This is a genomic window from Methylosinus sp. H3A, assembly GCF_015709455.1.
Taxonomy (GTDB): domain Bacteria; phylum Pseudomonadota; class Alphaproteobacteria; order Rhizobiales; family Beijerinckiaceae; genus Methylosinus.
Genome location: NZ_JADNQW010000005.1, coordinates 915,831 through 941,813 on the forward strand (window position 1 = coordinate 915,831; position 25,983 = coordinate 941,813).

Genomic DNA, 25,983 nt, shown 5'->3' on the forward strand with positions numbered 1-25,983 from the left:
CCCGCCCTTGGACCGCGAGCCTTCAGGCTCGCATTTTTTCACATCGATTTCTCCGCGCCGACGAGCCCGGCGCCGATGGCGAGCCAGACGAGATGCGCGTCGGTGCGCGCGCCGACCTTGGATTTGATCTGATAATGGTAGTTCTGCACCGTCTTGGCGCTGAGATTGAGCGCCCCGGCGATTTCCTCCGTGGTGCGGCCGGAGGCCACGAGGCGTAGAATTTCCGTCTCGCGCGGGCCGAGATCGTCGAGCGGCGAACGGCCCTCGGCCAAGCGCTCCGCCGCGATTTCCCGCGCTATGTCGTCGCCGAGCGCGCGGCCGCCGCGGGCGACCGTCTCCACCGCGCGCACCAGCTCGGCGGCCTCGCCGCCCTTGGTGACGAAGCCGCTGGCGCCGGCCTCGAAGGCTTTGAGCGCATAAGCGGCGGCGTCATGCATGGTGACGACGAGAATGCGCGCGCGCTTGTCCCATTGCCTGATGTGGCGCACCGCCTCGAGCCCGCCCGCGCCGCCGGCGAGCTGCAGATCCATCACCACGACGTCCGGCGAGAATTTGCGATAGGCCTGATAGGCCGAGGCCGCGCTGTCGGCCTCGCCGACGACGCGAAAGCCCGGCTGGCGCTCGAACAGCCGGCGATAACCCTCACGCACGATCGGATGGTCGTCGACGAGCAGAAGGCCGACGCCGCTCACGCCGCGCGCCCGAGAGCGCCAAAGCCTCCGGCTCGGCCGCCGGCGTTCGAATTGGCGTGGATCAGCGGAATGCGCGCGGCGACGCGAACGCCGCGGGCGGCGCGGCCGATGGAGAGGCTGCCACCGAAGGCCGAGACGCGCTCGCGCATGCCGAGCAGGCCGTGCCCCGCGGCAAAATCGATGCGCGTCGGATCGCCGTCGCCATCGTCCTCCACCGTCAGCGCGACGACGCCGTCATTAGAGGCGAGCCGCTCCACGCGCAAAAAGACCTCGTGCGGCTTCCCGTGGCGCATGGCGTTGGTGAGGCACTCCTGGGCGATGCGGAAAACGCTCGTCGAAACGGCCGGCGGCACGCCGGCGAGATCGCCCATCAGATCGAGATGCACGACCGCGCGCGGCGCTGTTTGCGCGTTCCAGCCGGCGACGAGCTGCACCAGACAGGCCTCGAGCCCGAGCTCGTCCAGATCCTGCGAGCGCAGCCGCGCCAGCGCCTCGCGCAAGGTCATCGTCATGCGCCGCGCAACCTTGCCGATCGAGCGCGCGTCGGCGGCGAGATCGGGCCGATCCGCCGCGCCCGCCTCGATCGCCGCGGCGAAAGCGGTGGTGGCCGTGAGGCATTGGCCGAATTCGTCATGAAGATCGCGCGCCAACGCGCGGCGCTCCTCCTCCTGTACCTCGAACAGGCGTTTCGTCAGAGCGACGCGCTCGGCCGTCGTCTGCGCCAGCCGCTCGGCGAGATCATTCGCCGCGCGGGCCATGAGGCCGAACTCGCCGCTGGTGAAGGCTTTGATGCGATGGCGATAATTGCCGCTCTCGAGGCGGCGCAGCCCGTCGACGATCGCCTGCGTCGGCGCGAGCGCGTGGAAGATGGCGAGCGCGGCGAGCAGGCAGACGCCGACCGCCATGGAGGCGGCGACGCCGGCGACGATGGAGATTTCGCGCCAGGCCTGACGCACGGCCGCCGCCGAATCGGCGCGCGCGACGACGGCCCCGGTCTCCGGCTGGCGCACGGTGAGCGGCCGCGAGACGGGCGCCGGCGCGCCGAAGAGAAGATCGAAGGCACGCGCGAACCACTGCGGCGCCTCCGCCCCGACGCCATCCATCTGGCTGCACATGACGCGCGGCGCCTCCGCGCCCGGCGCGAAAGTGATGCAGACGCCGGGGGAAACGAGCTTCAACGTCGCGAGCGACTCCCAATTGGGAATGGGCAGGATGTTGTCGCGCCGCATGCTGCCGCGCCAGAGAATCTCGCGCCAAAAAAGATTTTCGAGCTCATGCGCGACACGCTCGGCCGAGGCCTGGGTCTCGGCGCGAATCGCGCGATTGGCGTCGTTCATCACCCAGCCGATGGCGAGCGCGAGGCACAGCGCCACAATCGCGACGAGGCGCATGATGAGGCGAATGATCAATTGCATCGGTCTTCGCTCCGGCTTCTTCCCCAGCGGCCCGAGTAAAGCAGGAATCGCCTTGCCCGCCAATGCGATCCGGCCGCCGCTCCGCTTTACCTCGGGAAGATCGGGCAAATTGCCCGGCGCGATGCGGGCCGGCGCGCCCTAGGACGCGCAGCGGCGAGCGGGCAGGATCGCGCATCCCCGAGAAGGGGCATTCGGAGCCATGTCAATGAAACAACCGTCGTTCTCGGCGCGCCTGCCGTCGCGCACCGCTTTTGTGCTCGGCTTTGCGACGCTGCTGCTGGGCATGGCGCTCGCCATCGCCTGGGTCTTGGGAATCACTTTGTTCTACCCTGACGGCGAGCTGGCGCAGGCGATCCACCGACGCGACGATCTCATCCGCGCCCATATCGATTATCTGATGATGGCGCAATTCGTGTTTGTCTTCGCGCTGCTGTTCCGCCAATACGCCATACGGCCGCCGATCTGGATGATCGTCTCTATCTGCTTCGGAACATTCAACAACCCGCTCTCCTTCGCGCTGCGGGCGCTGAAGCCGAAGATCGATCCGGCGACGCTGCCGCCAGTCGAGCCGCATTTTCCGCTGATCGCGGGCGTGAGCTTCACTCTGACGACAGTGGGGTTTCTGACAGCGGCCTTCCTCGCCGTCCGCGCGGCATGGCGGGCCGGCGACGAGGCGGCGGCGCCGAAGATTGCTCCGAACTTCGAGCGAGCGGAGTAATCCCGAGCGCGACAAAGCGAGCCTCTAAGGCTCACGGTCCAAAGCGTTCCCTGGACCGCGAGCCTTAGAGGCTCGCTCCTGCCTGTGCGAGATCACACCAGCCGGCTCTGCGCCTTCGCCGCCTCGATGAAGCTGGCGAAAAGCGGATGCGGCTCGAAGGGCCGCGACTTCAGCTCCGGGTGATATTGCACGCCGATGAACCAGGGATGGTCGGGAATCTCGACCGTCTCCGGCAGCAGCCCGTCCGGCGACAGGCCGGCGAAAGAGAGGCCATGCGCCTCCAATCGCTCGCGATAGGCGTCGTTCACCTCGTAACGGTGGCGATGGCGCTCGGAAATGTCCTGGCGCCCGTAGATGGCGGCGATGCGCGAGCCGGGCTTCAAATGCGCGGGAAAGGCGCCGAGCCGCATGGTGCCGCCGAGATCGCCGCCCGCCGCGCGCTGCTCCAGCGCATTGCCGCGCAGCCATTCGGTCATCAGGCCGACGACTGGCTCCTCGCAGGGGCCGAATTCGGTGGAATTGGCTTTCTCTATGCCGGCGAGCGCGCGCGCCGCCTCTATGACCGCCATCTGCATGCCGAAGCAAATGCCGAAATAGGGGACATTGCGCTCGCGGGCGAAGCGCGCCGCGAGAATCTTGCCCTCCGCGCCGCGCTGGCCGAAGCCGCCAGGCACGAGAATGCCGTTCACATGCTCAAGATGGGCGGCCGGATCGGAGCTCTCGAACACCTCCGATTCGATCCAGTCGAGATTGACCTTCACGCGATTGGCGATGCCGCCATGGGCCAGAGCCTCGATGAGGCTCTTATAGGCGTCCTTCATGCCCGTATATTTGCCGACGACGGCGATCGTCACCTCGCCCTCGGGATTGTTGACGCGTTGCGTCACCGCATTCCAGCGGCTCATATCGGGCTTGGGCGCCGGGTCTATGCCGAAGGCGGCCAGCACCTGCGCGTCGAGCCCGGCCGCGTGATAGGCGCGCGGCACGTCATAGATATGGGCGGCGTCGCGCGCCTCGATCACCGCGCTCTCGCGAACGTTGCAGAAGAGGCCGAGCTTGCGGCGCTCCTCGCGCGGGATCTCGCGATCGGTACGGCAGAGCAGAATGTCCGGCTGAATGCCGATGGAGCGCAGCTCCTTCACCGAATGCTGGGTCGGCTTGGTCTTCAGCTCGCCGGCGCTGGGGATAAAGGGCAGCAGCGTCAGATGGATATAGACGCAATGCTTCTCCGGCAGCTCGTTGCCGAGCTGGCGAATCGCCTCGAAGAAGGGCTGGCCCTCTATGTCGCCGACCGTGCCGCCGATCTCGATCAGCGTGAAATCGACATGCTCATTGCCGTCGAGGACGAAGTCCTTGATGGCGTTGGTGACATGGGGGATGACCTGGATCGTCGCGCCGAGATAATCGCCGCGCCGCTCCTTGGCGATGATGTCCTGATAGATGCGCCCAGTCGTCACATTGTCCTGCTTGCAGGCGGGACGGCCGGTGAAACGCTCATAGTGGCCGAGGTCGAGATCAGTCTCGGCGCCGTCGTCGGTGACGAAGACCTCGCCGTGCTGATAGGGACTCATCGTCCCTGGATCGACGTTGAGATAGGGATCTAGCTTGCGCAGCCTCACGGTGTAGCCGCGCGCCTGAAGCAATGCTCCGAGCACCGCAGACGCCAAGCCCTTGCCGAGTGAGGAGACCACGCCGCCGGTGATGAAGATGTACCGCGCCATGGGGCCTTACGCTTATCGCCTCGGGATCGATTCGGAAAAGACTTTTTTCGTCGGCCGGTGGAATTCCACCGGCGCGTTCTCTCGCGCCGAAGCTGCGGGAGGCGGCTTTTAAGCCGCCTGCGCCTTATTTCTGCTCGGCCGGGGCCGTGTCGGCGCCCGCGGGAGCCTTCACCTCGGGCACCTTCACCTCGGGAGCCTTGACGTCAGGCTCTTTCGCGCCTTCCGCCGCCGGGGGAGTCGCGGGAGCGGCTTCGGCCGGAGCGGCGGGCTGCTCGGCGGCCGGGGGCGTCGCGCCCTGGCGCTGCTGCTGAGCGCGCTGCAGCTGGTCGAAGATGCTCTCTTTCTTGTCCGCAGGGGCGGCGGCGTTCGGCGTCGCCGCCGGCGCGCCGGCCGGCGGCAGCTCCTTGAGCTCCAGCCTACCGGGATCGACCCCCTCGCTTCCGCGCTCCCAGGCCGGGAGAACGGTAAGCGCGATGCTCGTCAGGAAGAAGATGGCGCCGAGAATGCCGGTGGCGCGGGTGATGGCGTTGGCCTGGCCGCGGCCGGTGAACAGGCCGCCGCCTCCGCCGATGCCGAGCGCCCCGCCCTCCGACTTCTGATAGAGAATCAGCACGACGAGAGCGACCACCACCATCAGGTGGATGACGATGATAACCTGCTGCATGAACCGCTATCTCCCGGCGCTTCGGTTCCGCCCGCCCCGCGGCCCGCGCATTTTCTTGTCGCGGGCCTTCTACACCAATTGCGCGGGCCTAGGGAAGGGGCGGCCGCGGCTGCGCGGTCAATAGGCCTTGCCGTCCTGGCCCTTCCAGCCCCCTGGGGCCTGATCGAAGCGCGTCTCGTCGCTGAACTCGATCTTGGCGCCGGGCTCGATATATTGACGGTCCTTGATCTCCTGATTGGAGACGGTCGTCGAATAATATTTGCTCGCCGAGCAGCCGGCCTTGACCGCCCCGGCGTCGTCCGGCTTGCAATCGAGATTGGCGCCCTTGGGGAACTCCACCGTGCCTGTGAAATAGAATTCGACGGCCTTGTGGCCGGCGCCCTCGACGTCGAGCTGCCAGAAGCGCGACACATCGAATTTGACGATTCGCGCGTCCGGATCGAACTTCTTTTTCAGCCGGTTCTCGAACACCGAGCGGGCGTTGTCGGCGGTCGGCTCGCAGGAAAACAGGCAGAAGGCCTCGGCGCGGCCGGCGGTGAGCGCGGTCGCGAGCAGGGCGGCCGCCACGATCTTCGATTTCGACATGAAACGCGTCTCCTCTTTTTTCTCGTTTTTTTATCCGTCGCGACATTCGTGCTTCATGGTCAGGCGCCACGAAGCATGAGGGACGCGAAGCGGGCTCCTTATGGGGCTCCGATCACAGGCTGCACGGCCGCCGCGGTCCCGGCAAGCGCGCCGCTTCGGACAGATTGTCGCATCGCGATGGATTTCTCCGCCGTGTTGCCTTGCGGCGGCGAGCGTCCTATTGACGGCGCGAACCCTAAGCAGGATTTCGAAAAAGCGGGAGCCGGTTTTTCGGTAAAAATCCTGTTTCCTCAAAAGACCCTGAACGGGCGTTCCGTCGGCGAAGCGACGAACGCCTGCTCGGAGGAGCCAGTCAGAGAGAGGATTTCATGGCCGCCTACAAGCTTCTTCTATTGCCCGGCGACGGCATCGGCCCTGAAATCATGGCCGAGGCCGAGAAGCTCATCGGCTTTCTGAGCGCGGCCGGCGTCGCCTCTTTCGAGACAGAGAAGGGCCTCGTCGGCGGCTCCGCCTATGACGCCCACGGCCAGGCGATCAGCGAGGCCGACATGGCCCTCGCCAAAAGCGCCGACGCCGTGCTGCTGGCCGCCGTCGGCGGTCCGAAATGGGACGGCGTGCCCTATGACGTGCGCCCGGAGGCGGGTCTGCTGCGCCTGCGCAAGGATTTGGGCCTCTTCGCCAATCTGCGCCCGGCCATCTGCTATCCGGCGCTGGTGGACGCCTCCTCGCTGAAGCCCGATCTCGTCGATGGCCTCGACATCATGATCGTGCGCGAATTGACCGGCGGCGTCTATTTCGGCGAGCCCAAGGAGATCACCGATCTCGGCAATGGCCAGAAGCGCGGCGTCGACACGCAGGTCTATGAGACCTATGAGATCGAGCGCATCGCCCGCATCGCCTTCGAGCTCGCCCGCAAGCGCTCCAACAAGGTCACATCGTCCGAGAAGGCCAATGTGATGAAGTCTGGCCTGTTGTGGCGCGAGGTGGTGACGGCCCTGCACGCGCGCGAATATTCCGATGTGCAGCTCGAGCATATGCTCGCCGATGCGCTCGGCATGCAGCTGGTGCGCCGGCCCAAGCAGTTCGACGTGATCGTCACCGACAATCTCTTCGGCGACCTGCTGTCGGACGTCGCCTCCATGCTGACCGGCTCGCTCGGCATGCTGCCCTCCGCCTCGCTCGGCGGGGAAGACGCTGCGACCGGCAAGCGCAAGGCGCTCTATGAGCCGTGCCACGGCTCCGCGCCGGACATCGCCGGCAAGGCGCTCGCCAATCCGATCGCCATGATCGGCTCTCTGGTGATGGCGCTGCGCTATTCCTTCGCCCTGATCCCGGTCGCCGACGCGATCGACAAAGCGATCGCCGATGTGCTGGCCGCCGGCCTGCGCACGGCCGACATCGCCGGGCCGAACGACAAGCCGGTGTCCACCAGCCAGATGGGCGACGCGATTCTGGCGGAGCTGAAGAAGACGTTTGCGTGAGGCGATCCGGCGCGCCCGGCCGTCACGACGGCCGGGCGCGCCGGGGCCCTTGACGATATGCGAAACGTATCACATAATACGGCCTCGTGATACAGGGCTTCGCCGACGCCGCGACCGAGCGCTTTTTCAAGACGGGCGATTGTCCGGCGCAATGGCGACAGGTCGGCAAAGTCGCGGCGCGCAAGCTCGACATGCTCGATGCGGCCGTCGTTCTGTCCGACCTCCGCTCACCGCCCGGCAATCAGCTCGAGGCGCTGAAGCGCGACCGTCTCGGCCAGCACAGCATCCGCATCAATGATCGTTGGCGCATCTGCTTCGTGTGGACGGACCTCGGACCGGATCGCGTCGAGATCGTCGACTATCATTGAGGGGGAGTTCCGCAGTGATCAGAATCAAAACCCATCCGGGAGAGGTTCTCGCCGACGAGTTCATGAAGCCCCTCGGCCTTTCCGCCCGCGGGCTCGCGGAAACGCTCGGCGTGCCGGGCAATCGGATCAGCGACATCATGCGTGGACGCCGCGACGTCTCGGCGGACACGGCCATCCGGCTCGGCCGCTATTTTGGAACCGACCCGCGCTTCTGGCTCAATCTGCAGGCGGCCCACGATCTATCGAAGGCCGAGGCCGAGAACGACTATTCCGGCCTGCCGACGCGCGCGGCCTGACCGCCTCCGTCGACTGACGCCGACACATCGGCGCCCATTCGCGCCTTCACCTCATCCCTTATCGGCTCCAGCTCCTCTTCGGTGAACGTCTCCTTATCGAGCAACCGCTTCGCCGTCTCCTCGTGAATGCTCGCGCATTCCTTCAAAATCCGCGTCGCGCGCAAGAAGGCTTCCTCCACCAGATCGCGCACAGCGCGGTCGATGCGCGCGCTCGTCTCCTCGCTCGCCTGCGAGCGCTGGCCGAGATCGCCGATGTCGAGATAGCGCGGCCGCTCGGCGATATAGGAGGCCTGCCCGACAGCGGGCTCCATGCCGTAGCGCGTCGCCATGGAGCGGGCCATTTCGGTCGCGCGTTGCAGATCGTCGGCGGCGCCGGTCGTCGCCTCGTGGAACACATTCATCTCCGCCGCGCGGCCGCCGAGCAGAACCGTCATGCGATTCATCAGCTCGGTGCGCGTCATCAGATAGCGGTCCTCGATCGGCATTTGCATCGTATAGCCGAGCGCGCCCATGCCGCGCGGAATGATCGAGACCTTCTTGATCGGGTCCATATCCGGCAGCGCCATGGCGACGATCGCATGGCCCATCTCGTGATAGGCGACGATGCGCCGCTCGCGCGGATGCAGCAGGCGATTGCGCTTCTCCGGCCCCGCGATCACACGCTCGATCGCGGAAGTGAAATCGTCCGGCGTCACCGAGGCCGCGCGCCGGCGCGTCGCCAATGTCGCCGCCTCATTGACGAGATTGGCGAGATCGGCGCCGGTGAAGCCCGGAGTCATGGCGGCAATCTCGGTGGGGTCGACATCGGCGCCGAGCTTGATCTTTTTCAAATGCACTTTCAGTATCGCGGCGCGGCCGATCTTGTCCGGCCGATCGACCGAAATCTGTCGGTCGAAGCGGCCGGCGCGCAGCAGCGCCGGATCGAGCACCTCGGGCCGATTGGTGGCGGCGAGCAGCACGACGCCGGAGGAGGGATCGAAACCGTCCAATTCCGCGAGCAATTGATTGAGCGTCTGCTCCTTCTCGTCATGGCCGCCCGAAAGGCCCGAGATTCCGCGCGCGCGGCCGAGCGCGTCCAGCTCGTCGATGAAGATGATGCAAGGCGCCGAGGCGCGCGCCTGCGCGAAGAGATCGCGCACCCGCGCGGCGCCGACGCCGACGAACATTTCCACGAATTCCGAACCGGTGATGGAGAAGAAGGGCACGCCCGCCTCGCCCGCCACCGCGCGGGCGAGCAAAGTCTTGCCGGTGCCGGGCGGACCGACCAACAATATGCCTTTGGGAATGCGCGCGCCGAGGCGCCCATAGGTCTTCGGGTCTTTGAGAAAAGCGACGATCTCCTGCAATTCCTCCTTCGCCTCGTCGACGCCGGCGACATCGGCGAAGCCGACCTTCACATCCGTCTCGACGAAGATTTTGGCGCGGCTCTGGCCGATCTGCATGACCGAGCCCAAGCCCTGCGTCATGCGGCGCGACAGAAAGCTCCAGACGAGGAAGAACAGCGCGATCGGCAAGACCCAGGAGAGCAGCGTCGAGACAAAGGTGTTTTCGACGATTCCGGAATATTTGACCTTGGCCGCCTCGAGCTCGGCGGCGACATCGGTCGGCACGCGCACGGCGACGAGTTGCTTGCGCCCATCCGACATGGGCTCCTTCAGCGTGGCGCGTAGGATGTCGCTCCCGACCTCCACCGAAGCGATCTTGCTGTCGCGCAAGAGGGACTGGAACTCGCTATAGGGAACGACCTCGGTCTGCCGGTAGACCGTCCACATCTGCTGCAGGACGAGGACGCCGACGAGGGCCAGAAGAAAATAAGCGATATTGAAAGACCAGGCCTTGTCTTTCGTCGGCTTCTCCATGGCGGGCCTCGTCGTCGCGGGGTCATGCGCCGACGCTTGCGCGCCGCAGCCGTTCACATATAGGCGCCGCCGCGAGCTTATCCACTCCGAGAATAGGCCGAGACCTCAGGCCAGCCGGCTGCGCGCCGCCGCCTCCAGAAAATCCTCGAGCGCGCGAATATAGTCCATATCCTCGAAGGCTCTGTGCTTGTTCGCGGCGACGAAGCCGGCGAGCGACGCGCGCGCGGCGCGGTCGCGCCCCAAGCGCACGGCGATCTCGACATAATGGTCCAAGGAGGAGGCGATCGTCTCCTCGCAGCCGATGCGGCGCAGAATCGCGGCCGTATGGCGCCCGCGCATGAAGTCGCCCGGCAGCGTCACAATGGGGCGGTCGGCGCCGAGCAGATCGAGCGTCGAACGGCCGCCCGACCAGCCGGGCGTGTCGAGAATGACATCGGAGGCGGCGGCGGCCGCGATGAACAGCTCCTGCGGCATTTGCGGCAGGATGACGCAATGATCCTCGGCGGAAAGCCCCGCCGCGGCGAAGGCCCGCTCCAGCCGCGCGCGAAACGCCCCCGTCACGTCTTCGCTCTTGGCGAAGGCGATGAAGAGGAATTTGCAGGGCCCGAGCATGGCGGCGATGCGCGGGAAGACGACATCGTAGCAGGGCAGATATTTGTAGAGCGCCTGTCCCGAGAAGAAAATCGGGACATTGGGCTCGGCTCCGAAAAGCGTGCGATCGAGCGGCTGCAGCTGAAGCGTCTCCGCCGTGTAATGCAGGCCGAGATTGGGCATGGGCGCCAGCCGTTCCGTATAGAAGCGCGCGGCGCCCTCGGGCTCCATCAGCTCGCTCGACAAGAAAAAGTCGATCGTCGGCATTCCGCTCGTCTCCGGCTGGCCCCAGGCCATGCATTGCGTCGGAGCGAGGCGCTGCGCCGCCAGCCAGCCGGACACCGGGTCCATGCCGATCTCGGGATAGAGCAGCACATGCGGAGCCGCGGCGACGATGGCCTCGCGCCAGCCCTCCGGCGTCGAAGGCTCGAGCGGAAAATGCTCGCAATATTGCGCGGCGCGAAGTGTGTCGGCGTCCTGCGTCTTGCCCGTATGGAAGCCGGTCACCTCGAAGCGCGCGCGATCGAGCCGCGCGATCCAACTCTCGAGAAAGAGGCGGAAGACCGTGTGGCGGCAGAAGAAGCCGCTCACTATGCCGATTCTTATGCGCTCGCCGGCCGCCGGCGGCGGCGCCAGCGGGACGGCGGGGCGCGTCTGCGCCAGAACGCGGCAGGCGAATTCGCCGTAGCGCGTCTGCAATTGCCGATCGTCCTCGCCCTGATAGGGCAGGAAGAAGGGCTGCGTCGCGCCCACCGCCGGCGCGAGCGCCGCCGCGATTTCCGCATCCTGCGAAGAATCGGCGAGATTTTCGAGCGCTCGCTCATAGCGCGCGCGGCGGAGAGCGATCTCCTCCTGCGTGTCATAGAGGATGGGCAGCTCCGCCATGCAGAGCGCGATGCGCGCGCCGCCGTGCCGCGGATCGGCCGCGATCGCCGCGAGATGACGGGCGACGGCGTCATCCGTGCGACCCCTGATATGCAACAGGCAGCCGAGATTGTAATGCGCGTCGGCGCGATTTGGCTCCAGCGTGAGCGCGCTCTCATAGCAGACGATCGCCTCGGAATGACGGCCGAGCTCCTGGAGCACAACGGCGAGATTGTTCCAATAGGCGGCGCTGCCCGGGGCGAGTCGCACCGCAATGGTGAGGCGCGCGGCGGCGTCGCTCCAGCGTCCGCGGCGCATCAGCCAACGGCCGAAATTGGCTTGCGCCTCGACGAGCCGCGGCTCGAGTTCGATAGCGCGCAGAAAGGCCGCCTCGGCCTGCGCGGCGGGCCCGATCTCGGCCAGCGCATTGGCGAGATTGTACCAGATTTCCGGCCGATCCGGCGCGCATTCGGCGGCCTTGCCGTAATGCGCGGCCGCTTCCGCGCTGCGGCCGAGCTCCGTCAGCGCGATCGCCAGATTGCAATGGAGCTCGCCGGAGCCGGGGCGCAGGGCCACAGCGGCGCGATAGTCATGCACCGCCTCGTCGAGGCGCCCGAGCGCGCGAAACGCGAGCGCTCGGCTGTTGTGATGAATCGCCTGTCCCGGCGCGATCGACATCGCCTCGCCGATCAATTCGAGACCTGTCTGCGGCGCGCCGCGCTCGACCTCGAGCAGGCCGAGCAGATGCAGGCTGTCGGCGTGCCGTGGGCAGGATGCGAGAACGCCGCGATAGAGCGCGGCCGCTTCGTCGATCGCGCCCGCCTCATGGCGTGCGCGCGCCTCTCGAAAGGCGGAGTCCGGCGTAACATCGGTCATGCGTCGCGAATGGTCCCGCGTCGGCCGCGCCCGAATCGGGCCGGGTCGTCGACTGTGCTCTATCTCGGACCCAGATATTGCGCCAGCTTGTTCGCCGTGTTTCTGAATAGCGAACGAATGCGCCATCCTCTTCGGCCGCCGCCGCGCTACATGTCGTGATGACGGCGTGCGGACGGGGACGCTATTGGTCGCCGCGCGACGCTGTCGAACGCAAGCCTCGGTTGGCGGTTCGCCGGCGGCGCTCGCCGTGAGAGTGTGAGGTCCGATGGGCGCGCTCGAGCCGAATGCGACGCCGCGCTGGGAATGGCGCATCTTCGGCGCCGATCTCGCGGCGCTGGAGGCGAAGCTCGGCTCGCCGACGAGCCTGCCGCGCCGCAGCGACGAAATCTATCTGCTCAACGCGCTGACCCCGCATTCGGCGAAGATTCGCGACGAGGCGCTCGAGGTGAAGCGCCTGCTGCGCGTCGACGACGGCCTCGAATTATGGGCGCCGGCCTTTCGCTCGGCTTTCCCGCTGTCGGCGGAACGCCTCGCCGCGGCCGCAGCGGCCTTGGCGTTGCCGCTGATTTATCTCGGTCACGCCAGTTACGACGAGGCGCGCTTTCTCGAGGAGATCGTCGCGCCCTGCCCCGCCCTGCGCGCAGTGGCGGTGCGAAAGTCGCGTCTGCGCTTTTCCTTTCACGATTGCGCGGCGGAATTCGTGCGACTGCAGATCGGCGCCGCGCCGATGGAGAGCGTCGCGCTGGAGAGCGAGGACGAGCGCCGCCTCACGCAGGCGCTGCGCGCGCTCGACGCCGATCCGCGGCTCAATGTGAATTTTCCCAAAGGCGTCGAACGCGCCGCCGCGCTGGCGAGCTGATATCGAGGAGGATGGAATGGGCGTGGAGATCGAGCGGAAGTTTCTGGTGACGCGCGAGCTGTGGCGGCCGCGCAACGATGGCGTGGCCTTTCGCCAGGGCTATCTCTCGCGCGTCGAGGATCGCGTGGTGCGCGTTCGCATCGCCGGCGGCGCCGCCTTTCTGACGATCAAGGGGCGCACATCCAACGTCACCCGCTCCGAATTCGAATATCCCATTCCCGTCGAGGATGCAGAGACCATGCTCGACCGCCTATGCGAGCGCCCGCTCATCGAAAAGACGCGCTATGAGGAGGTGTGCGGCGGCCATATTTGGACCGTCGACGTGTTCCAGGGCGAGAATGACGGGCTCATCATCGCCGAGATCGAGCTCTCCTCGGAAGAGGAGCCTTTCGACCGCCCCGGCTGGCTCGGCCGCGAAGTCTCCGGCGATCCCCGCTATTTCAACTCCGAATTGTCGAAGCGGCCGTTCGGCTATTGGGATGCGCCGTAGAGGGGCTGCGATATTATCGCTTGCCGACCTGAGCGTTTAGAGCGATATTATCGCTCTCATAAAGCTGATCATCCTCACGCACAAGGCCGCCAAGGAATTGGATGGCCTTCCCGAGGATGCGAGAACAGCCGTAACCGAAGCTCTGGCGATCTATGCGACGACTGGACTCGGCGACGTGAAGAATCTCGCGGGCCGCGACGGCTTTCGCATGCGTGTCGGGCGGTATCGCGACGATGACGGAGCGACGATCCTCGCCATCCATATCGGCAAGCGTGAGACGGCGACTTACCGGAGAAATTGACGTCCATGCCGAAAATTCAAATCATCACCACGCCGGCGGGCGAGGAGCTGGTCGTCATTCCCCGCGCCGATTATGACGCCCTCGTCGCCGCCGCGGCCGAGGCGGAAGAAGATGCGGCGGAAATTGCGATCTATGACGAACGCAAGGCGGAGCTCGCGGCCAGGCGCGACGAGCGCCTTCCTCCAGAGGTGAGCGCCGCTCTATTGCGCGGCGATAGTCTTTTGAAGGCGCTGCGCAATTGGCGCGACATGACGCAGCTGCAACTCGCGCATGGCGCCAATCTCGGACAGGGCTACGTCAGCGATCTCGAATCCGGCCGCCGCAAGGGAACGCCGGAAACGCTCGCTCTCATCGCCGAGGCGCTGCAAGTCGATCCCGCATGGCTCACGTCCTGAGGCTCGGCGCTCCGTCTTCGACAAAGCCCCCGGAAATCGGCTAAAGGTCGCTGTCCCTAAAGCGTTTCCAGCCGAAGCGGCCGCCGGTTCTGCGTTGGAAGCGCGTCGAAACAAAAGCATAGAGTCTTTTCATGTTTTCCTTGAAACATGAAAAGACTCTAGAGAAAGCGAATCACACCCCCATGACCATCCGCGTGCATTCGGGCGATCTGCCGGACGGCGCCGATCTCGGCCCTGTCGTCGCCATCGATACGGAAACGCTCGGCCTCAATCCGCATCGCGACCGGCTCTGCCTCGTCCAGCTCTCTGGCGGGAACGGCGACGCCGATCTCGTTCGCATCGCGCCCGGGCAGACGCAGGCGCCCAATCTCACGCGCCTGCTCGCCGATCCGAAAGTGCTGAAGCTGTTCCATTTCGCGCGCTTCGACATCGCCATTCTGGCCAAGACCTTCGGCGTGATGGCGGAGCCCGTCTATTGCACCAAGATCGCCTCCAAGCTCATCCGCACCTATACCGACCGCCATGGGCTCAAGGATCTCGTGCGCGAATTGCTCGCCGTGGAAATCTCCAAGCAGCAGCAATCCTCGGACTGGGGCGCGGCGACGCTTTCGGACGCGCAGCTCGCCTATGCGGCCTCGGACGTGCTCTATCTCCATGCGCTGCGAGAGAAGCTCGACGTCATGCTGGCCCGCGAGGGCCGCGCCGATCTCGCCGCCCGCTGCTTCGACTTTCTGCCGACGCGCGCCCGGCTCGATCTCGCGGGCTGGCCGGAGACCGATATTTTCTCGCATGAATGACGCCTCGAATTCGCCATGCGGCCGGCGTTATCTCGCGGGCGTTTTCGCGCAGGGATGGCGAGCAGGAATTGAATGAACGACGCCTCGCCGCCGACCGATAGACGCGACCGGCTCGCCTCCTTCATCGCGCCGCGTCGCGACGCCATTCCGCAGGCGCGGCGCCATTCCCAGCGCGTCGCCCGGCTGAGGCGCTGGCTGCTGTGGGGCAGCGGCTCCATTCTCGCCGCCGTGGCCGTCGGCGTCGGCTTCCATTCGCTGCGCTTTCTGCCGGCCGATCTGCGCTTCGCGCGCATCGCCACGCAGGGCACGCGCATCACCATTGAGAGCCCCAAGCTCGTCGGCTATCGCAAGGACGGCCGCCCCTATGAGCTGCGCGCCCGCACCGGCATACAGGATATCGCCAAGCCCGATGTGTTCGAGCTTGAGCAGCTCGAGGTGCATATCCAGAGCGACAACGAATCCAATGTCGTGCTGACTGCGGAAAAAGGCCTCTATGACGCCAAGAAGGACCGCGCCCACCTCTCCGGCGGCGCCCGCCTCTTCGACGGCAAGCGCTACGACTTGCGCACCGACGCCGCCGTGATCGATTTTCGCGGCAATCTCGTCACCTCGGACCAGGCTGTCAAGCTGACGCTGGACAGATCGATCGTGACGGCGCAATCGGTCGAATTCTCGCAGAACGAGCGGCGCGCGACTTTTTCCGGCGCGGTGCATACGACGCTGCCCGGCGACGACGAGGATGGCGCGGCGGAAGGATCGTCTCCATGAAAAGCTTTCATATCCTGAAAATCTTTCATTTCCTGCCCCTCGCAATGGCCGCGCTTCTGGCCGCGGCGCCGCTCGCCGCCAAAGGGCGCTCCGGCGGCATACTCCCCGGCTCCAGCGCCAAGGATCCGGTCGACATAGACGCCGGCAAGCTCGATTATTTCGACAAGGAGCAAAAGCTCGTCTATTCCGGCGGCGTCGTCGTGGTGAACGGCCCCTCGACGCTGAAGGCCTCGCGCCTCATCCTCTTCCTGGACAAGGCGCAGCAGGGCCAAGAGAGCGGCGGCAGCGACCGCGTCCGTCACATAGACGCCGAGGGGCCGGTGACGCTCGTCTCCAAGGATCAGATCGGGTCCGGCGACAAAGGCAGCTACGACCGCGGCGAGAACAAGGTCTATCTCATCGGCAATGTGACCTTGAGCCAGGGCGACAATGTCGCCAAGGGCGAGAAACTCGTCTACGACGTCGGGACGGGACAAGCGACGATCCTCGGCCAGCGTGTGCGCAGCATTTTCACGCCCGGCGAGGCCAAGGGCGAGAAGAAAGAAAAGAAAGAACCGGCTCCCGTCGCCGAAGAGCGTCGCCGCGCCGACTGAGGCCCGTCAGCGTCGATAAGTCCCGATCAGCGCCGTCTCCTCGAGCAACGCCTCATTGGCGGCGCGCTCCACCTCCAGACAGCTCGGCTCCTTGCGCGAAACCGGAAGCGCGGGGGTCGAAACCGCCAGCAGGCGGAAGCGATAGCGATGGACGCCATGGCGCGGCGGCGGGCACGGCCCGCCATAGCCAGAGCCCTCGAAATCATTGATCCCCTGCAAAAACCCGCGTTGCGGCCCTGGCCGTCCGGCGCCCTCGGGAAGGCCCGTGGCGTCGCCCGCGAGATCATAGACGGCCCAGTGACGCCACACGCCCGCTGACGCGTCGGGATCGTCGCAGAGCAGGACGAAGCTCTTGGTCTGCGCCGGCGCGTCGTTCCAGAGCAGCGGCGGCGAGACATTGGCGCCGTCGCATGTGTATTTGCGGGGAATCTCCTCCCCATGGGCGAAGGCCGGCGATTGCAGCCGCATATCGTGACGCTCCTTCTCGAATGTCAGATATTCAAGAATTTCTCCGCCGGCGCGAAAGGAAGCCCGAGCGCCGCGGCGACGGATGCGTTGACGATCTCGCCGCGCGCGACCGTGAGGCCTGCGGCAAGATGCGGATCGTCGCGCAGCGCGCCGAGCCCTTTGTCGGCGAGCGCCAGCACGAAAGGCAGCGTCGCGGTCGCAAGAGCGAAAGTAGAGGTGCGCGGCACCGCGCCCGGCATATTGGCCACGCAATAATGGACGACGTCGTCGACGACATAGGCGGGATCGGAATGCGTCGTCGGTCGCGAGGTCTCGCAGCAGCCGCCCTGATCGATCGCCACATCGACGATGACCGAGCCCGGCTTCATGCCGGCGAGCATGCCGCGGCTGACGAGCTTGGGCGCCGCGGCGCCCGGAACCAGCGCGGCGCCGATGACGAGATCGGCGCGGCGGACGAGCTCGGCGATCGCCGTCGGCGTCGAGAAAATCGTGCGCGCCGCAGCGCCGAAGCGCGCGGAAAGGCGCCGCAGCGGCTCGGCGCCGCGATCGGCGACGATGACGCTCGCGCCCATACCGAGCGCGATCATCGTCGCCTGCGTCCCCACCGTCCCCGCACCGAGGATCACCACCTCGGCCGGCGGCACGCCCGGCGCGCCGGAGAGCAGCACGCCGCGCCCGCCCATGGATTTTTCCAAACATCGGGCCCCCGCCTGCGGCGCGAGGCGCCCGGCGATCTCGGACATTGGCGCGAGCAGCGGCAGGCCGCCGAAGGGCGAGGTGACCGTCTCATAAGCGATACAGATCGCGCCGGAGCGCATCAGCTCCAGCGCTTGCGCGCGATCGGCGGCGAGATGCAGATAGGCGAAGAGCAGCTGCCCCGGCCGCAATCGCTCGCGCTCCAGCGGCTGCGGCTCCTTCACCTTCACGATGAGGTCGGCGGAGGAAAAGATCGACTCCGGCCCCTCGACGATCGCCGCGCCCGCGGTCTGAAAATCGCCGTCGGAAAGCCCCGCGCCAACGCCCGCGCCGCTCTCCACCATCACGAAATGACCGCGTTGCACGAGCTCGTAGACGCCGGCGGGCGTCAGCGCCACGCGAAATTCATTGTCCTTGATTTCCCTGGGCGCACCGACGCGCATCAGAGCCTCCGATCATGACCGCGACGAGAAACGATCGAGGATTCCGATTACCTCTTCGTCGTCGATCTGGCGAAAATTCTCATAGAAAAAGCCGATCGCGCCGAAGTCGCGATAATGTTCGAGACACACGAGCTCGTCGGCCTCGTGGCGCAGCGGCTCCAGCGCATCGGTCGGCGCGACAGGGACGGCGAGAATGAGCTTGGCCGGATGCAGCGCTCTGACGGCGCGCAGAGCCGCGCGTGTCGTCGCCCCGGTCGCGACGCCGTCATCCACGACGACGGCGAGCTTGCCGGCGGGGTCCGGCCGCGCCCTGCCGCCGAGATAGACGTCGCGCCGCCGCTCGATCTCGGCGCGCTCGCGCGCGCAGACCGCCTGGAACACGGACTCCGTCACCTCCGCCGCCTCGATCACATCCTCGTTGCGGACGATGATCGGAGCGCCGCCATCGGCGAGCGCGCCCATGGCGAGCTCCGGCTGATAGGGAACGCCGATCTTGCGCACGAGCACGAGATCGAGCGGAGCCTTCAGCCTCTCCGCAATATGCGCGGCGACGGGAACGCCTCCGCGCGGCAGCGCATAAACGACCGCCGCCTCGCCGGCATGCGCGACGAGCGCATCGGCGAGCCGACGACCGGCGTCGTCACGATCACGAAACGGCATGGCGATCCAGCTCCGGCGCGGATGCGCGACGCTTTCGATATAGTCGGACATTTCGTCGATGCGAGGGCCCCGCGCTCACGAGGGCGCCCGCTCACCGAGCGGCCGCACCGCGCTCGCCTGCGGACCTTTCTCACCATCTTCAGGCACATAGCGCACGCGATCGCCGCTCTCGAGCGCCGCGAACCCCGCGCCTTCGACGCTATTGCGGTGAAAATAGAGTTCAAGCCCATCCTCGCTTTCTAAGAATCCATAGCCGTCCTCACGCATCAGCCGCCGCACTACGCCGATCGCCGGCTCCGCATGTTGCTTCACATGTCCCTCGAGGCGGCGAACCTGATCCTGCAGCCGCCTTCGCGCGCGCTTGAAAGCGTCGTTGAGCGCGAAATCGAAATCCTGATAGCGCTCGTCCTCCGGCGGCGTGCGCTCGACGATCGCCTCGCGCCCATCCGGCAGAGCGAGGCGAATGTTGATCTCATATTGTCCGCCGCTCTGATGGCGCGCGCTCGGCGCCTTGACGACGACGCGGCAGGCGGTGACGCGACCGAACCGCGTCTCGAGCTCGTCTATGTGATGCGAGATGCGCGCCTGCGCCTGCGGCGAAGCCTCCATGCCCTGAAAGTCGATTTCCGGCGTCGTCTGCATGGCCGAGTCTCCGTTCTCGTGACGCGAATTTCGCCGTCGATCGCATGACGGCGCGATAGATAGATAGGGCGGGCGAGTGGCGGATCGCGGCGCGTGGCGTCGCGGCCCAAGGATGCGTGTCATGGCGACGCCGATTGCAGAATTCGAGGCGGCCGTCGGCCAGCGCGGCCTTTGCGGGGCGCTCGCCGTTCCCCACGATGCGCGCGCGCTGGTGATCTTCGCGCATGGCTCGGGCTCCTCGCGCTTCAGCCCGCGCAATAATTTCGTCGCCGCGGCGTTGCGCGAGACAGGCCTCGCGACGCTGCTGATGGATCTCTTGACCGAGGACGAAGCGCGCGATCGCCGCAATGTCTTCGACATTCCGATGCTCGCCGAACGCGTCGTCGAGGCGATCGACTGGGCCGCGGCCGAGCCTGCGCTCCGTGATCTTTCGATCGGCCTCTTCGGCGCGAGCACGGGCGCGGCCGCGGCTCTCGTCGCGGCGGCCGAACGGCCGCAATGCGTGCGGGCGATCGTCTCGCGCGGCGGGCGGCCCGATCTCGCCGGCGAGGCGCTCGAGCATGTGCGCGCGCCGACATTGCTCATCATTGGCGGCCTCGATTTCGAAGTTCTTAATCTCAATCGCATGGCGGCGAGACGTCTGCGCGATGTACGCCTCGACGTCGTGCCTGGAGCGACACATTTGTTCGAGGAGCCTGGAACTCTGGAACAGGTCGTAGAGCTCGCAATCCGATGGTTCGCCGAGAGATTGACGCGGCGCGACCAAAGCTGAACGCCGCCCCGCGTGTTCGAGAGGCGCCCATGACGACTCTGGCCGAGACGCAACCATTTCTGAAGCGTCTCTTCGAGCGCCTCGATTTCGCGCCGCAACCGATCGGCGCCGAGACGAAACATGCGCTCGAGCATTGGCGGACGACGCGACGCGGCGTCGCGCCCAGTTTCGCCGACGTCGTCGCCGATCTTCGTCATTCCGGCTTCGCCTTTCGCGCCGTGCCGGAGGCGCGCGATTATGAGATCGTCATCGGCGCCAAGGCGGTCGCGCCTCTGCTCGGCGCCGTCGCGGAGGGCGCGCGCTTGAGCGAAGCGCCCAACCGCCGCGGCGCCGTTCGCCTGCGACGCCTCTTCGACGAAGCCCTACGCGTGGGCGAGCCCGCGCTGGTCGAGTTCACCCTCGTCGAAAAGGGTCGCGACCGCGCCGGCGTCGAGCTGCTCGCCGCGCCGCTAGCGCTCGCCGACGGCGCGCTCGGCGCCGTGCTCGGCGCGATGAACATTCAGCGCTTTGAAACGCCGGCGCCGGCGCGCGAAGCGCCGCCCCGAGGCGACGAGCAAATCCTCTTGTTCGCGCTCGGCTCGAGCCGCGCGCTCGGTGAGCGCGTCGCGCGCGAATTGGGCCTTGCGCTCTCGCCGCATGAGGAGCGACGCTTCGAGGATGACGAGCGCAAGGTCCGACCGCTCGTCGAGGTGCGCGACAAGGACGTCTATGTCGTCTCCAGCCTCGAGGGCGAGGCGGGAGACAGCGGCGCCGACAAGCTCATGCGCCTCCTCTTCTTCATCGGCGCGCTGCGCGACGCCGGCGCCGCGCGCGTCACCGCCGTCTCGCCCTATCTCTGCTATGCGCGCAAGGATCGCCGCACCAAGCCGCTGGACCCCGTCGCGACGCGCTATGTCGCGCAATTGTTCGAAGCCATCGGCGCGGATCGCATCGTGACCATCGACGCGCATAATATCGCCGCCTTCGAGAACGCCTTTCGCATAGAGAGCCTCGCGCTCGACGCGCAGGCTGTGTTCGCGCGTTATTTCGCGCATCGGCTCGGCGCGGAGCCGGTCGCTGTCGTCTCGCCGGATCTCGGCGGTGAGAAGCGCGCCGAGCTCTTCCGCCAGCGTTTAGAGACGATCTTCGCGCGGCCGGTGGCCAAGGGCTTCATGGACAAGCACCGCAGCATGGGCGAGATCACCGGCGAAATCTTCGCCGGCGATGTGGCCGGCCGCGCCGTCGTCATTCTCGACGATCTCATCAGCAGCGGCGGCACGATGGCGCGCGCCGCGCGCGCCTGCCGCGCGCATGGCGCGACGCGCGTGCTTCTCGCCGCCACGCACGGCCTCTTCACACGCGACGCCGAAGCGGCGCTGCGCGAGGCGCCGATCGACGAGATCGTCATCACCGACACTGTCTCCACGAGCGAGACCGTCGCGCAACGCCTGCGCGGCCGTCTCGTCACGCTCGGCGTCGAGACGCTGCTCGCCGAGGCGATCGCCCGTCTACATAGCGGCGGCTCCATCGATGAATTGCTCGAGACTGGTCCGAAAGGCGCCCCATGACCGCATCCGCCCTTTTCGTCGATCTCTATGAGATCGCCATGCTACGCGCCTATTTCGAGCTCGGCTTGGCGGAGCGCCGCGCGGCCTTCGGCCTCTTCGTGCGGCGCCTGCCGCCATCGCGCAATTTTCTGCTCGCCTGCGGACTCACCGAGGTGCTGAAGGAGCTGAAAACGCTCCGCTATGACGAGGAGGATTTGCGCTATCTTTCTTCGCTCGGCGCCTTCCCGGAGGATTTCCTCAATTGGCTCGCGCAATTTCGCTTCACCGGCGACATTCGCGCTCTGCCGGAGGGAACGCCCTTCTTCGCCAATGAGCCGATTCTCGAAGTCACCGCGCCGATCGGCGAAGCGCAGATCGTCGAGACATTGATCCTCAATCAGATCGGGTTGCAGACGATCCTCGCCTCCAAGGCGGCGCGCATGGTCTTCGCCGCGCGCGGACGCGCGATCGTCGATTTCGGCGCAAGGCGCGCACAGGGCTTCGACGCCGCAGTGAAAGGCGCGCGCGCCTTCTACATCGCCGGCGTCGCAGCGACTTCCGATCTCGCCGCCGGCCGCGCCTATGACATCCCCGTCGCCGGCACCATGGCGCACAGCTTCGTCGAGGCCTGCCCTTCGGAGGCCGCCGCCTTCGAGGCCTATGCCCGCATCTTTCCGCGCACGACGCTGCTCGTCGACACTTATGACGCTCTCGCGGGCTTGCGCAAAATCGTCGCGCTCGCGCAGGAGATGGGCGCCGATTTCGACGTCCATGCGATAAGGCTCGATTCCGGCGATCTCGACGCCCTCTCGCGGCAAGCGCGGCGCATATTGGATGAAGGCGGACTCGGCCGAGTCGAGATCGTCGCGAGCGGCGGCCTCGACGAAGCCCGCATCGATCGTCTCGCGACGTCCGGCGCGCCGATCGACGTCTTCGGAGTCGGCACGGAAATGGCGGCCTCCACCGACGCGCCGGCGCTCGACATTGCGTACAAGCTCGTCGAATTCGCAGGCGAAGGACGCATGAAGCTCTCCCCCGGCAAACGCACGCTGCCCGGCCGCAAGCAGATCTTCCGCCAGTTTCACGACGGCGTCGCCGTGCGCGACGTGATCGCGTGCGAGGAGGAGCGCTATTCCGGCGTTCCTCTGCTCGAGCCCGTGATGCGCGACGGCGAAATCATGGAGCGGCGCCCGAGCCTGCTCGACATTCGCGACCATGCGCGCGCGGCGATGGCGGCGCTGCCGGCCGATGTGCGGAGCCTTGCGCCTTGCGCCGGGCCCTATCCGGTGACGATCAGCATGGGCCTCGCGGAATATGAACGCCGAGTGGAGGCGTCTCTCGCGCGCGAGATGCGCCCGCCGGCGAAACAGCCGCATCTTACCCGATGTTCGTGAGATGCTTTCGCGCGAGCTCGAGATAGCGGCGCGCGAGCGGCTCCCATTTCTCTTGTCGCCGCGGCGCGGAGTCGAGCAGATGAGCGAGAGAGAGACGCGCCCGCAATACGGCGCGACAGGCGCCATAGAGCGCGAAGAGCGCCGGCGGCGGCGCTTCGCCGAGATGTCTCGCCGTGGCGGCGACGATCGCCGCGCCTGTCTGCGGCGCGCCGAGCAATTCGCATTCGAGATCGAGAAAGGCGAGCTCGTCGAAAGGATCGACCTGGCGCAATTCATCATTGAACTCGAGACAATCGAAAATCGCCAGCGGTTCGCAAAAGCAGATGTGCTCGGGCCTCAAATCGCCATGTCCGTCGATGATGCGCTTTTCGCGCACACGCGCCTCGAGCGCCGGCGTCTGCGCGACGAGCCGGCGCTCGACCAGATCGAGCAACTCCTGTGCGCGGCAATGGTCGAGCGCGAAATCGCGCATAGCGACAATGCGGCGATTTTCCGCCTGCTCACGAAAGAATCGCGCGACATACTCCTGCGCGGAAATCGTCGAAGGCTCGGCGTTCGCATAGAACGCGCCGAGCCGCGCGGCGAGCGCCTCGATCCGGTGCGCGTCGAGACCTCCTTCGGCGAGCAGCCGGTCGAGTGTGAGCTCGGCTGGCAGACGCTTCATCTCGACGAGCCAATCGACGATCTCGCCCTTTCCGCCGATCGACAATTCTCCATCCGCGAGCGTCAGCGGAACCACATCGAGATAGACATCCGGCGCGAGACGACGGTTGAGACGCAGCTCGGCGCGGCAATCGGCCTCGCGCGCGCTCGGCGTCGAGAAATCGAGGAAAGGGAGGCGCACCGGCTTCTTGATTTTATAGACGCGGTCTCCCGCGATGAACACATGAGACATATGTGTCTCGACGACCTCGACGCGCGGCGGCGCGTGCGGATAGGCCGAAGACTCGCCGAGACGCTTCAGCTCGTCGGCGTGCGACGGGCGATCGGACGGGGCTCGGTTGCGCTCCACAGGCATGTGCGGCTTCGTTGGAGGAGGTCGCGATGACAAAAGAGAAGATAGGGCTGCGCTCGACAGACGCTCTGCTGATCGTCGATCTGCAGCTCGACTTTTTCGCAGGCGGAAAGCTCGCCGTTCCGCGCGCCGAAGAGGTCATTCCCGTCGTCAATGATCTCGTCGACGAAGCGCGCAAATCCGGAACACAGATCATCGTCTCGCGCGACTGGCATCCACCGGACCATATGAGCTTTACCGCGCAGGGCGGCGATTGGCCGCAGCATTGCGTGCGCGGCACCAAGGGCGCCGAGTTTCATCCGGCTCTGCGTCTTCCGCCGGGCGCGCTGTTCGTCTCCAAGGCCAAGCGCGCGGAGCGCGAGCAATATTCCGACTTCGACGGCACGAGCCTCGCCGAGGAGCTGCGCCGTCGCGCCATAGATCGCGTCTTCATCGTCGGCCTCGCCGAAGATTTCTGCGTGAAGTCGAGCGCGATCGACGCCGCGCGTCTCGGCTTCGAGACGCATGTGCTGCGTGCGGCCACGCGTCCGGTCACGCCAGAGGGCGGAGAAAAAGCGCGAACGGAAATGTGTGCGGCGGGAGTGACGGTGATCGAGCCGTCCTGCTTCCCATATGATGTCGATCACATCTCGAGGACGTGAGCCATGCCAGAGATCAATACGGACAAAGTTTGTTTCGTCATCGTCAAAGCGCGGGAGCTCGAGGCCGAGGACGAAGGAATCCGGCCCGACGCCTCCAATCCATCCGACGATAAATTCGTGAGCGTGCTGACGGAGGAAGGCTGGTCGCCCAATCGCCGCGAGCTCGTCGAATTCATCGATGCGATGGACGAGGACGAGCAGGCCGAGCTCGTGGCGCTCGTCTGGGTCGGGCGCGGAGATTTCACCGCCGACGATTGGGATTCCGCCGTCATTCAGGCGAAGGAGCGACACAAGGGGCCGACGTCGAAATATCTCATCGGCATTCCGCTGCTCGCCAGCTATCTCGAGGCGGGGCTCGACGAATTCGACGAGAGCTGCGAAGGCTTCGAGGACGATCGGCAATAATCACAGCCGAAAACTCGCGACGAGCGGCGCGTGCAGGGAGCCGAGGATCGGGTCCGGCGCCGTCGCCTCGTCGGCGAGGCCTTCGTTCAGGATCGACGCCGTTTCGCAGCGCGCCGCGAGCGCGGGCGAAGCCATTATCTGATCGATGAGCGTCTTTCTGCCGGCGTGAACCACTGTGAAGCGCGCGCGCTCTTCGACGCGCGCCGCGAGAGGAGCCAGGCCGCGCGGCCCGTATGGGTCATCCGCGCCCCATAATATGCGCGCCGGCGCATCATAGGCTTCACTGTTGAAATCGCCGCAGACGGCGATGAGCGGCGCGCTCGCTTCGTCGAAGAGGCTGTCGACGAAGAGCCTCGCCTCGAGCGCCTGCGCCTCGCGCTTTTGCGCGGCGAGCCATTGTCCTTCCGCGAAGGCGCGGCTCGAATTGCGATCTCCCTGCCCGGTCAGAGGCACGGCGCGCGGCGCGCGCAAATGCAGATTCAGCACATGCAATGAAGCGTCATCCGGAAGAGCGATGCGCGCATAGAGCATGGGACGATCGAATGCGACGTCGATCGGCTGCGCGGACGCGCCTTTTTCGGCGGGCGGCGTCCAGCGCCAGGGCGCGACGATGTCGTGATAGAGTTGGCGCCGCTCGAGGATCGGCCAGCGCGAGAGGATCGCGAGATTGTGAATATCCGCCGGCGCGTCGCTTCCCGGCCGCAGCGAGGCGGCGCGAAAAAAATGCTCATAGCCGCCGCCTTCGACGAGGCGATCGAGCGCGACGAAACGACGCGGCGCATGCGCGGTCGGGCGCTGCGCGTCGACTTCCTGAAGGCAGAGAATATCGGCGTCGATCGCGGCGAGCTGCGGACGCAGCACGGCGAGGCGCCGCTCGAATTCGTCCTGCCCCGACGGCGACCAGTCCAAATTCTCTATGTTGAAAGTCGCGAGGCGAAAGCGGCCCGCCATTGGTGAAAACCCATATTTGGAAAGCGCATGTCGTGAC

The 25,983-nt window shown here is 66.3% G+C and carries 29 protein-coding genes; 16 read left to right on the top strand and 13 right to left on the bottom strand.

Going from position 1 to position 25,983, the window contains the following annotated elements:
- Positions 1 to 38 precede the first annotated feature (38 nt).
- Together IY145_RS07415 and IY145_RS07420 are read right to left on the bottom strand one after the other, a co-directional pair.
- Entirely contained in the window at positions 39 to 692 is a 654-nt protein-coding gene (locus IY145_RS07415; protein ID WP_196407620.1) for a response regulator transcription factor, read from the bottom strand.
- On the bottom strand, positions 689 to 2,107 hold the full coding sequence (locus IY145_RS07420) for a sensor histidine kinase (protein ID WP_196407621.1): 1,419 nt from the start codon (positions 2,105 to 2,107) through the stop codon (positions 689 to 691). Before IY145_RS07420 ends, IY145_RS07415 begins: the two co-directional genes overlap by 4 nt.
- A gap of 205 nt (positions 2,108 to 2,312) precedes the next feature.
- On the opposite strand from IY145_RS07420, the gene IY145_RS07425 reads away from it, so the two are divergent.
- A complete protein-coding gene (locus tag IY145_RS07425; protein WP_196407622.1) occupies positions 2,313 to 2,825 on the top strand; it encodes a hypothetical protein in 513 nt (170 codons plus the stop codon).
- Between the two features lie 92 nt (positions 2,826 to 2,917).
- Here the strand turns inward: IY145_RS07425 and IY145_RS07430 are convergent, their stop codons facing one another.
- The 3 genes from IY145_RS07430 to IY145_RS07440 all read right to left on the bottom strand — a co-directional run bounded on the left by IY145_RS07430 (position 2,918) and on the right by IY145_RS07440 (position 5,795).
- Positions 2,918 to 4,546 carry a CTP synthase gene (locus IY145_RS07430; RefSeq protein ID WP_196407623.1) on the bottom strand — a complete coding sequence of 543 codons (1,629 nt, stop codon included), beginning with the start codon at positions 4,544 to 4,546 and terminating at the stop codon, positions 2,918 to 2,920.
- Positions 4,547 to 4,670: 124 nt separating this feature from the next.
- On the bottom strand, positions 4,671 to 5,210 hold the full coding sequence (gene secG, locus IY145_RS07435; RefSeq protein ID WP_196407624.1) for a preprotein translocase subunit SecG: 540 nt from the start codon (positions 5,208 to 5,210) through the stop codon (positions 4,671 to 4,673).
- A 117-nt stretch (positions 5,211 to 5,327) separates the two neighbouring features.
- Positions 5,328 to 5,795, bottom strand: coding sequence for a hypothetical protein (locus tag IY145_RS07440; protein ID WP_196407625.1), 468 nt, complete (start codon positions 5,793 to 5,795; stop codon positions 5,328 to 5,330).
- Between the two features lie 368 nt (positions 5,796 to 6,163).
- Between IY145_RS07440 and leuB the strand changes: the two genes are divergently transcribed.
- From leuB to IY145_RS07455, 3 genes are all read left to right on the top strand, one after another.
- The gene (gene leuB / locus IY145_RS07445; RefSeq protein ID WP_196407626.1) at positions 6,164 to 7,276 is read left to right on the top strand and encodes a 3-isopropylmalate dehydrogenase; all 1,113 of its coding nucleotides are present in this window, start codon (positions 6,164 to 6,166) and stop codon (positions 7,274 to 7,276) included.
- An 86-nt stretch (positions 7,277 to 7,362) separates the two neighbouring features.
- Positions 7,363 to 7,644: a type II toxin-antitoxin system RelE/ParE family toxin gene (locus tag IY145_RS07450; protein WP_196407627.1), complete on the top strand. Its 282-nt coding sequence runs from the start codon at positions 7,363 to 7,365 to the stop codon at positions 7,642 to 7,644.
- Positions 7,645 to 7,658: 14 nt separating this feature from the next.
- On the top strand, positions 7,659 to 7,940 hold the full coding sequence (locus IY145_RS07455) for a HigA family addiction module antitoxin (protein WP_312030561.1): 282 nt from the start codon (positions 7,659 to 7,661) through the stop codon (positions 7,938 to 7,940).
- Here the strand turns inward: IY145_RS07455 and ftsH are convergent.
- Together ftsH and IY145_RS07465 are read right to left on the bottom strand one after the other, a co-directional pair.
- The gene (gene ftsH, locus IY145_RS07460) at positions 7,910 to 9,799 is read right to left on the bottom strand and encodes an ATP-dependent zinc metalloprotease FtsH (protein WP_196407629.1); all 1,890 of its coding nucleotides are present in this window, start codon (positions 9,797 to 9,799) and stop codon (positions 7,910 to 7,912) included. The two genes, IY145_RS07455 and ftsH, sit on opposite strands and share 31 nt — an antisense overlap.
- A 105-nt stretch (positions 9,800 to 9,904) precedes the next feature.
- Entirely contained in the window at positions 9,905 to 12,130 is a 2,226-nt protein-coding gene (locus IY145_RS07465; RefSeq protein WP_196407630.1) for a tetratricopeptide repeat protein, read from the bottom strand.
- Between the two features lie 265 nt (positions 12,131 to 12,395).
- On the opposite strand from IY145_RS07465, the gene IY145_RS07470 reads away from it, so the two are divergent.
- From IY145_RS07470 to IY145_RS07500, 7 genes are all read left to right on the top strand, one after another.
- On the top strand, positions 12,396 to 12,989 hold the full coding sequence (locus tag IY145_RS07470) for a hypothetical protein (RefSeq protein ID WP_196407631.1): 594 nt from the start codon (positions 12,396 to 12,398) through the stop codon (positions 12,987 to 12,989).
- A gap of 16 nt (positions 12,990 to 13,005) precedes the next feature.
- On the top strand, positions 13,006 to 13,479 hold the full coding sequence (locus IY145_RS07475; RefSeq protein WP_196407632.1) for a CYTH domain-containing protein: 474 nt from the start codon (positions 13,006 to 13,008) through the stop codon (positions 13,477 to 13,479).
- A 97-nt stretch (positions 13,480 to 13,576) separates the two neighbouring features.
- A complete protein-coding gene (locus tag IY145_RS07480; protein ID WP_246721840.1) occupies positions 13,577 to 13,780 on the top strand; it encodes a type II toxin-antitoxin system RelE family toxin in 204 nt (67 codons plus the stop codon).
- Between the two features lie 5 nt (positions 13,781 to 13,785).
- Positions 13,786 to 14,175 (top strand): helix-turn-helix domain-containing protein, encoded by a 390-nt coding sequence (locus IY145_RS07485; RefSeq protein WP_196407633.1) that lies wholly within the window; start codon positions 13,786 to 13,788, stop codon positions 14,173 to 14,175.
- A 182-nt stretch (positions 14,176 to 14,357) separates the two neighbouring features.
- On the top strand, positions 14,358 to 14,972 hold the full coding sequence (locus IY145_RS07490; protein WP_196407634.1) for a ribonuclease D: 615 nt from the start codon (positions 14,358 to 14,360) through the stop codon (positions 14,970 to 14,972).
- Positions 14,973 to 15,044: 72 nt separating this feature from the next.
- Positions 15,045 to 15,740, top strand: coding sequence for an LPS export ABC transporter periplasmic protein LptC (gene lptC, locus IY145_RS07495; RefSeq protein WP_196407635.1), 696 nt, complete (start codon positions 15,045 to 15,047; stop codon positions 15,738 to 15,740).
- Entirely contained in the window at positions 15,737 to 16,333 is a 597-nt protein-coding gene (locus IY145_RS07500) for an LptA/OstA family protein (RefSeq protein WP_196407636.1), read from the top strand. Before lptC ends, IY145_RS07500 begins: the two co-directional genes overlap by 4 nt.
- 6 nt (positions 16,334 to 16,339) lie before the next feature.
- Here IY145_RS07500 and IY145_RS07505 read toward each other — a convergent pair whose 3' ends face one another.
- The 4 genes from IY145_RS07505 to IY145_RS07520 all read right to left on the bottom strand — a co-directional run bounded on the left by IY145_RS07505 (position 16,340) and on the right by IY145_RS07520 (position 19,242).
- Positions 16,340 to 16,801 (bottom strand): YbhB/YbcL family Raf kinase inhibitor-like protein, encoded by a 462-nt coding sequence (locus IY145_RS07505; protein ID WP_196407637.1) that lies wholly within the window; start codon positions 16,799 to 16,801, stop codon positions 16,340 to 16,342.
- A 23-nt stretch (positions 16,802 to 16,824) separates the two neighbouring features.
- Positions 16,825 to 17,940: an alanine dehydrogenase gene (gene ald / locus IY145_RS07510; RefSeq protein ID WP_196407638.1), complete on the bottom strand. Its 1,116-nt coding sequence runs from the start codon at positions 17,938 to 17,940 to the stop codon at positions 16,825 to 16,827.
- A 12-nt stretch (positions 17,941 to 17,952) separates the two neighbouring features.
- Positions 17,953 to 18,600 (bottom strand): phosphoribosyltransferase, encoded by a 648-nt coding sequence (locus tag IY145_RS07515; RefSeq protein ID WP_196410445.1) that lies wholly within the window; start codon positions 18,598 to 18,600, stop codon positions 17,953 to 17,955.
- Between the two features lie 75 nt (positions 18,601 to 18,675).
- Complete coding sequence (locus IY145_RS07520; protein ID WP_196407639.1) at positions 18,676 to 19,242, bottom strand: cold shock domain-containing protein; 567 nt, start codon at positions 19,240 to 19,242, stop codon at positions 18,676 to 18,678.
- Between the two features lie 121 nt (positions 19,243 to 19,363).
- Between IY145_RS07520 and IY145_RS07525 the strand changes: the two genes are divergently transcribed.
- From IY145_RS07525 to IY145_RS07535, 3 genes are read left to right on the top strand one after another with little or no spacing between them, the layout of a single operon-like run.
- Positions 19,364 to 20,014: a dienelactone hydrolase family protein gene (locus IY145_RS07525; RefSeq protein ID WP_196407640.1), complete on the top strand. Its 651-nt coding sequence runs from the start codon at positions 19,364 to 19,366 to the stop codon at positions 20,012 to 20,014.
- 29 nt (positions 20,015 to 20,043) lie between these two features.
- Positions 20,044 to 21,561, top strand: a complete 1,518-nt coding sequence (locus IY145_RS07530; protein WP_196407641.1) for a ribose-phosphate pyrophosphokinase — start codon at positions 20,044 to 20,046, stop codon at positions 21,559 to 21,561.
- The gene (locus IY145_RS07535) at positions 21,558 to 22,934 is read left to right on the top strand and encodes a nicotinate phosphoribosyltransferase (protein WP_196407642.1); all 1,377 of its coding nucleotides are present in this window, start codon (positions 21,558 to 21,560) and stop codon (positions 22,932 to 22,934) included. Before IY145_RS07530 ends, IY145_RS07535 begins: the two co-directional genes overlap by 4 nt.
- Here IY145_RS07535 and IY145_RS07540 read toward each other — a convergent pair.
- Positions 22,918 to 23,952: a hypothetical protein gene (locus IY145_RS07540; protein ID WP_196407643.1), complete on the bottom strand. Its 1,035-nt coding sequence runs from the start codon at positions 23,950 to 23,952 to the stop codon at positions 22,918 to 22,920. The two genes, IY145_RS07535 and IY145_RS07540, sit on opposite strands and share 17 nt — an antisense overlap.
- Positions 23,953 to 23,978: 26 nt before the next feature.
- On the opposite strand from IY145_RS07540, the gene IY145_RS07545 reads away from it, so the two are divergent.
- On the top strand, positions 23,979 to 24,590 hold the full coding sequence (locus IY145_RS07545; protein ID WP_196407644.1) for an isochorismatase family protein: 612 nt from the start codon (positions 23,979 to 23,981) through the stop codon (positions 24,588 to 24,590).
- A gap of 3 nt (positions 24,591 to 24,593) precedes the next feature.
- Positions 24,594 to 24,995, top strand: a complete 402-nt coding sequence (locus IY145_RS07550; RefSeq protein WP_196407645.1) for a DUF3775 domain-containing protein — start codon at positions 24,594 to 24,596, stop codon at positions 24,993 to 24,995.
- On the opposite strand, the gene IY145_RS07555 is transcribed toward IY145_RS07550, so the two are convergent.
- Entirely contained in the window at positions 24,996 to 25,946 is a 951-nt protein-coding gene (locus IY145_RS07555; protein ID WP_196407646.1) for an endonuclease/exonuclease/phosphatase family protein, read from the bottom strand.
- Positions 25,947 to 25,983: the final 37 nt, after the last annotated feature.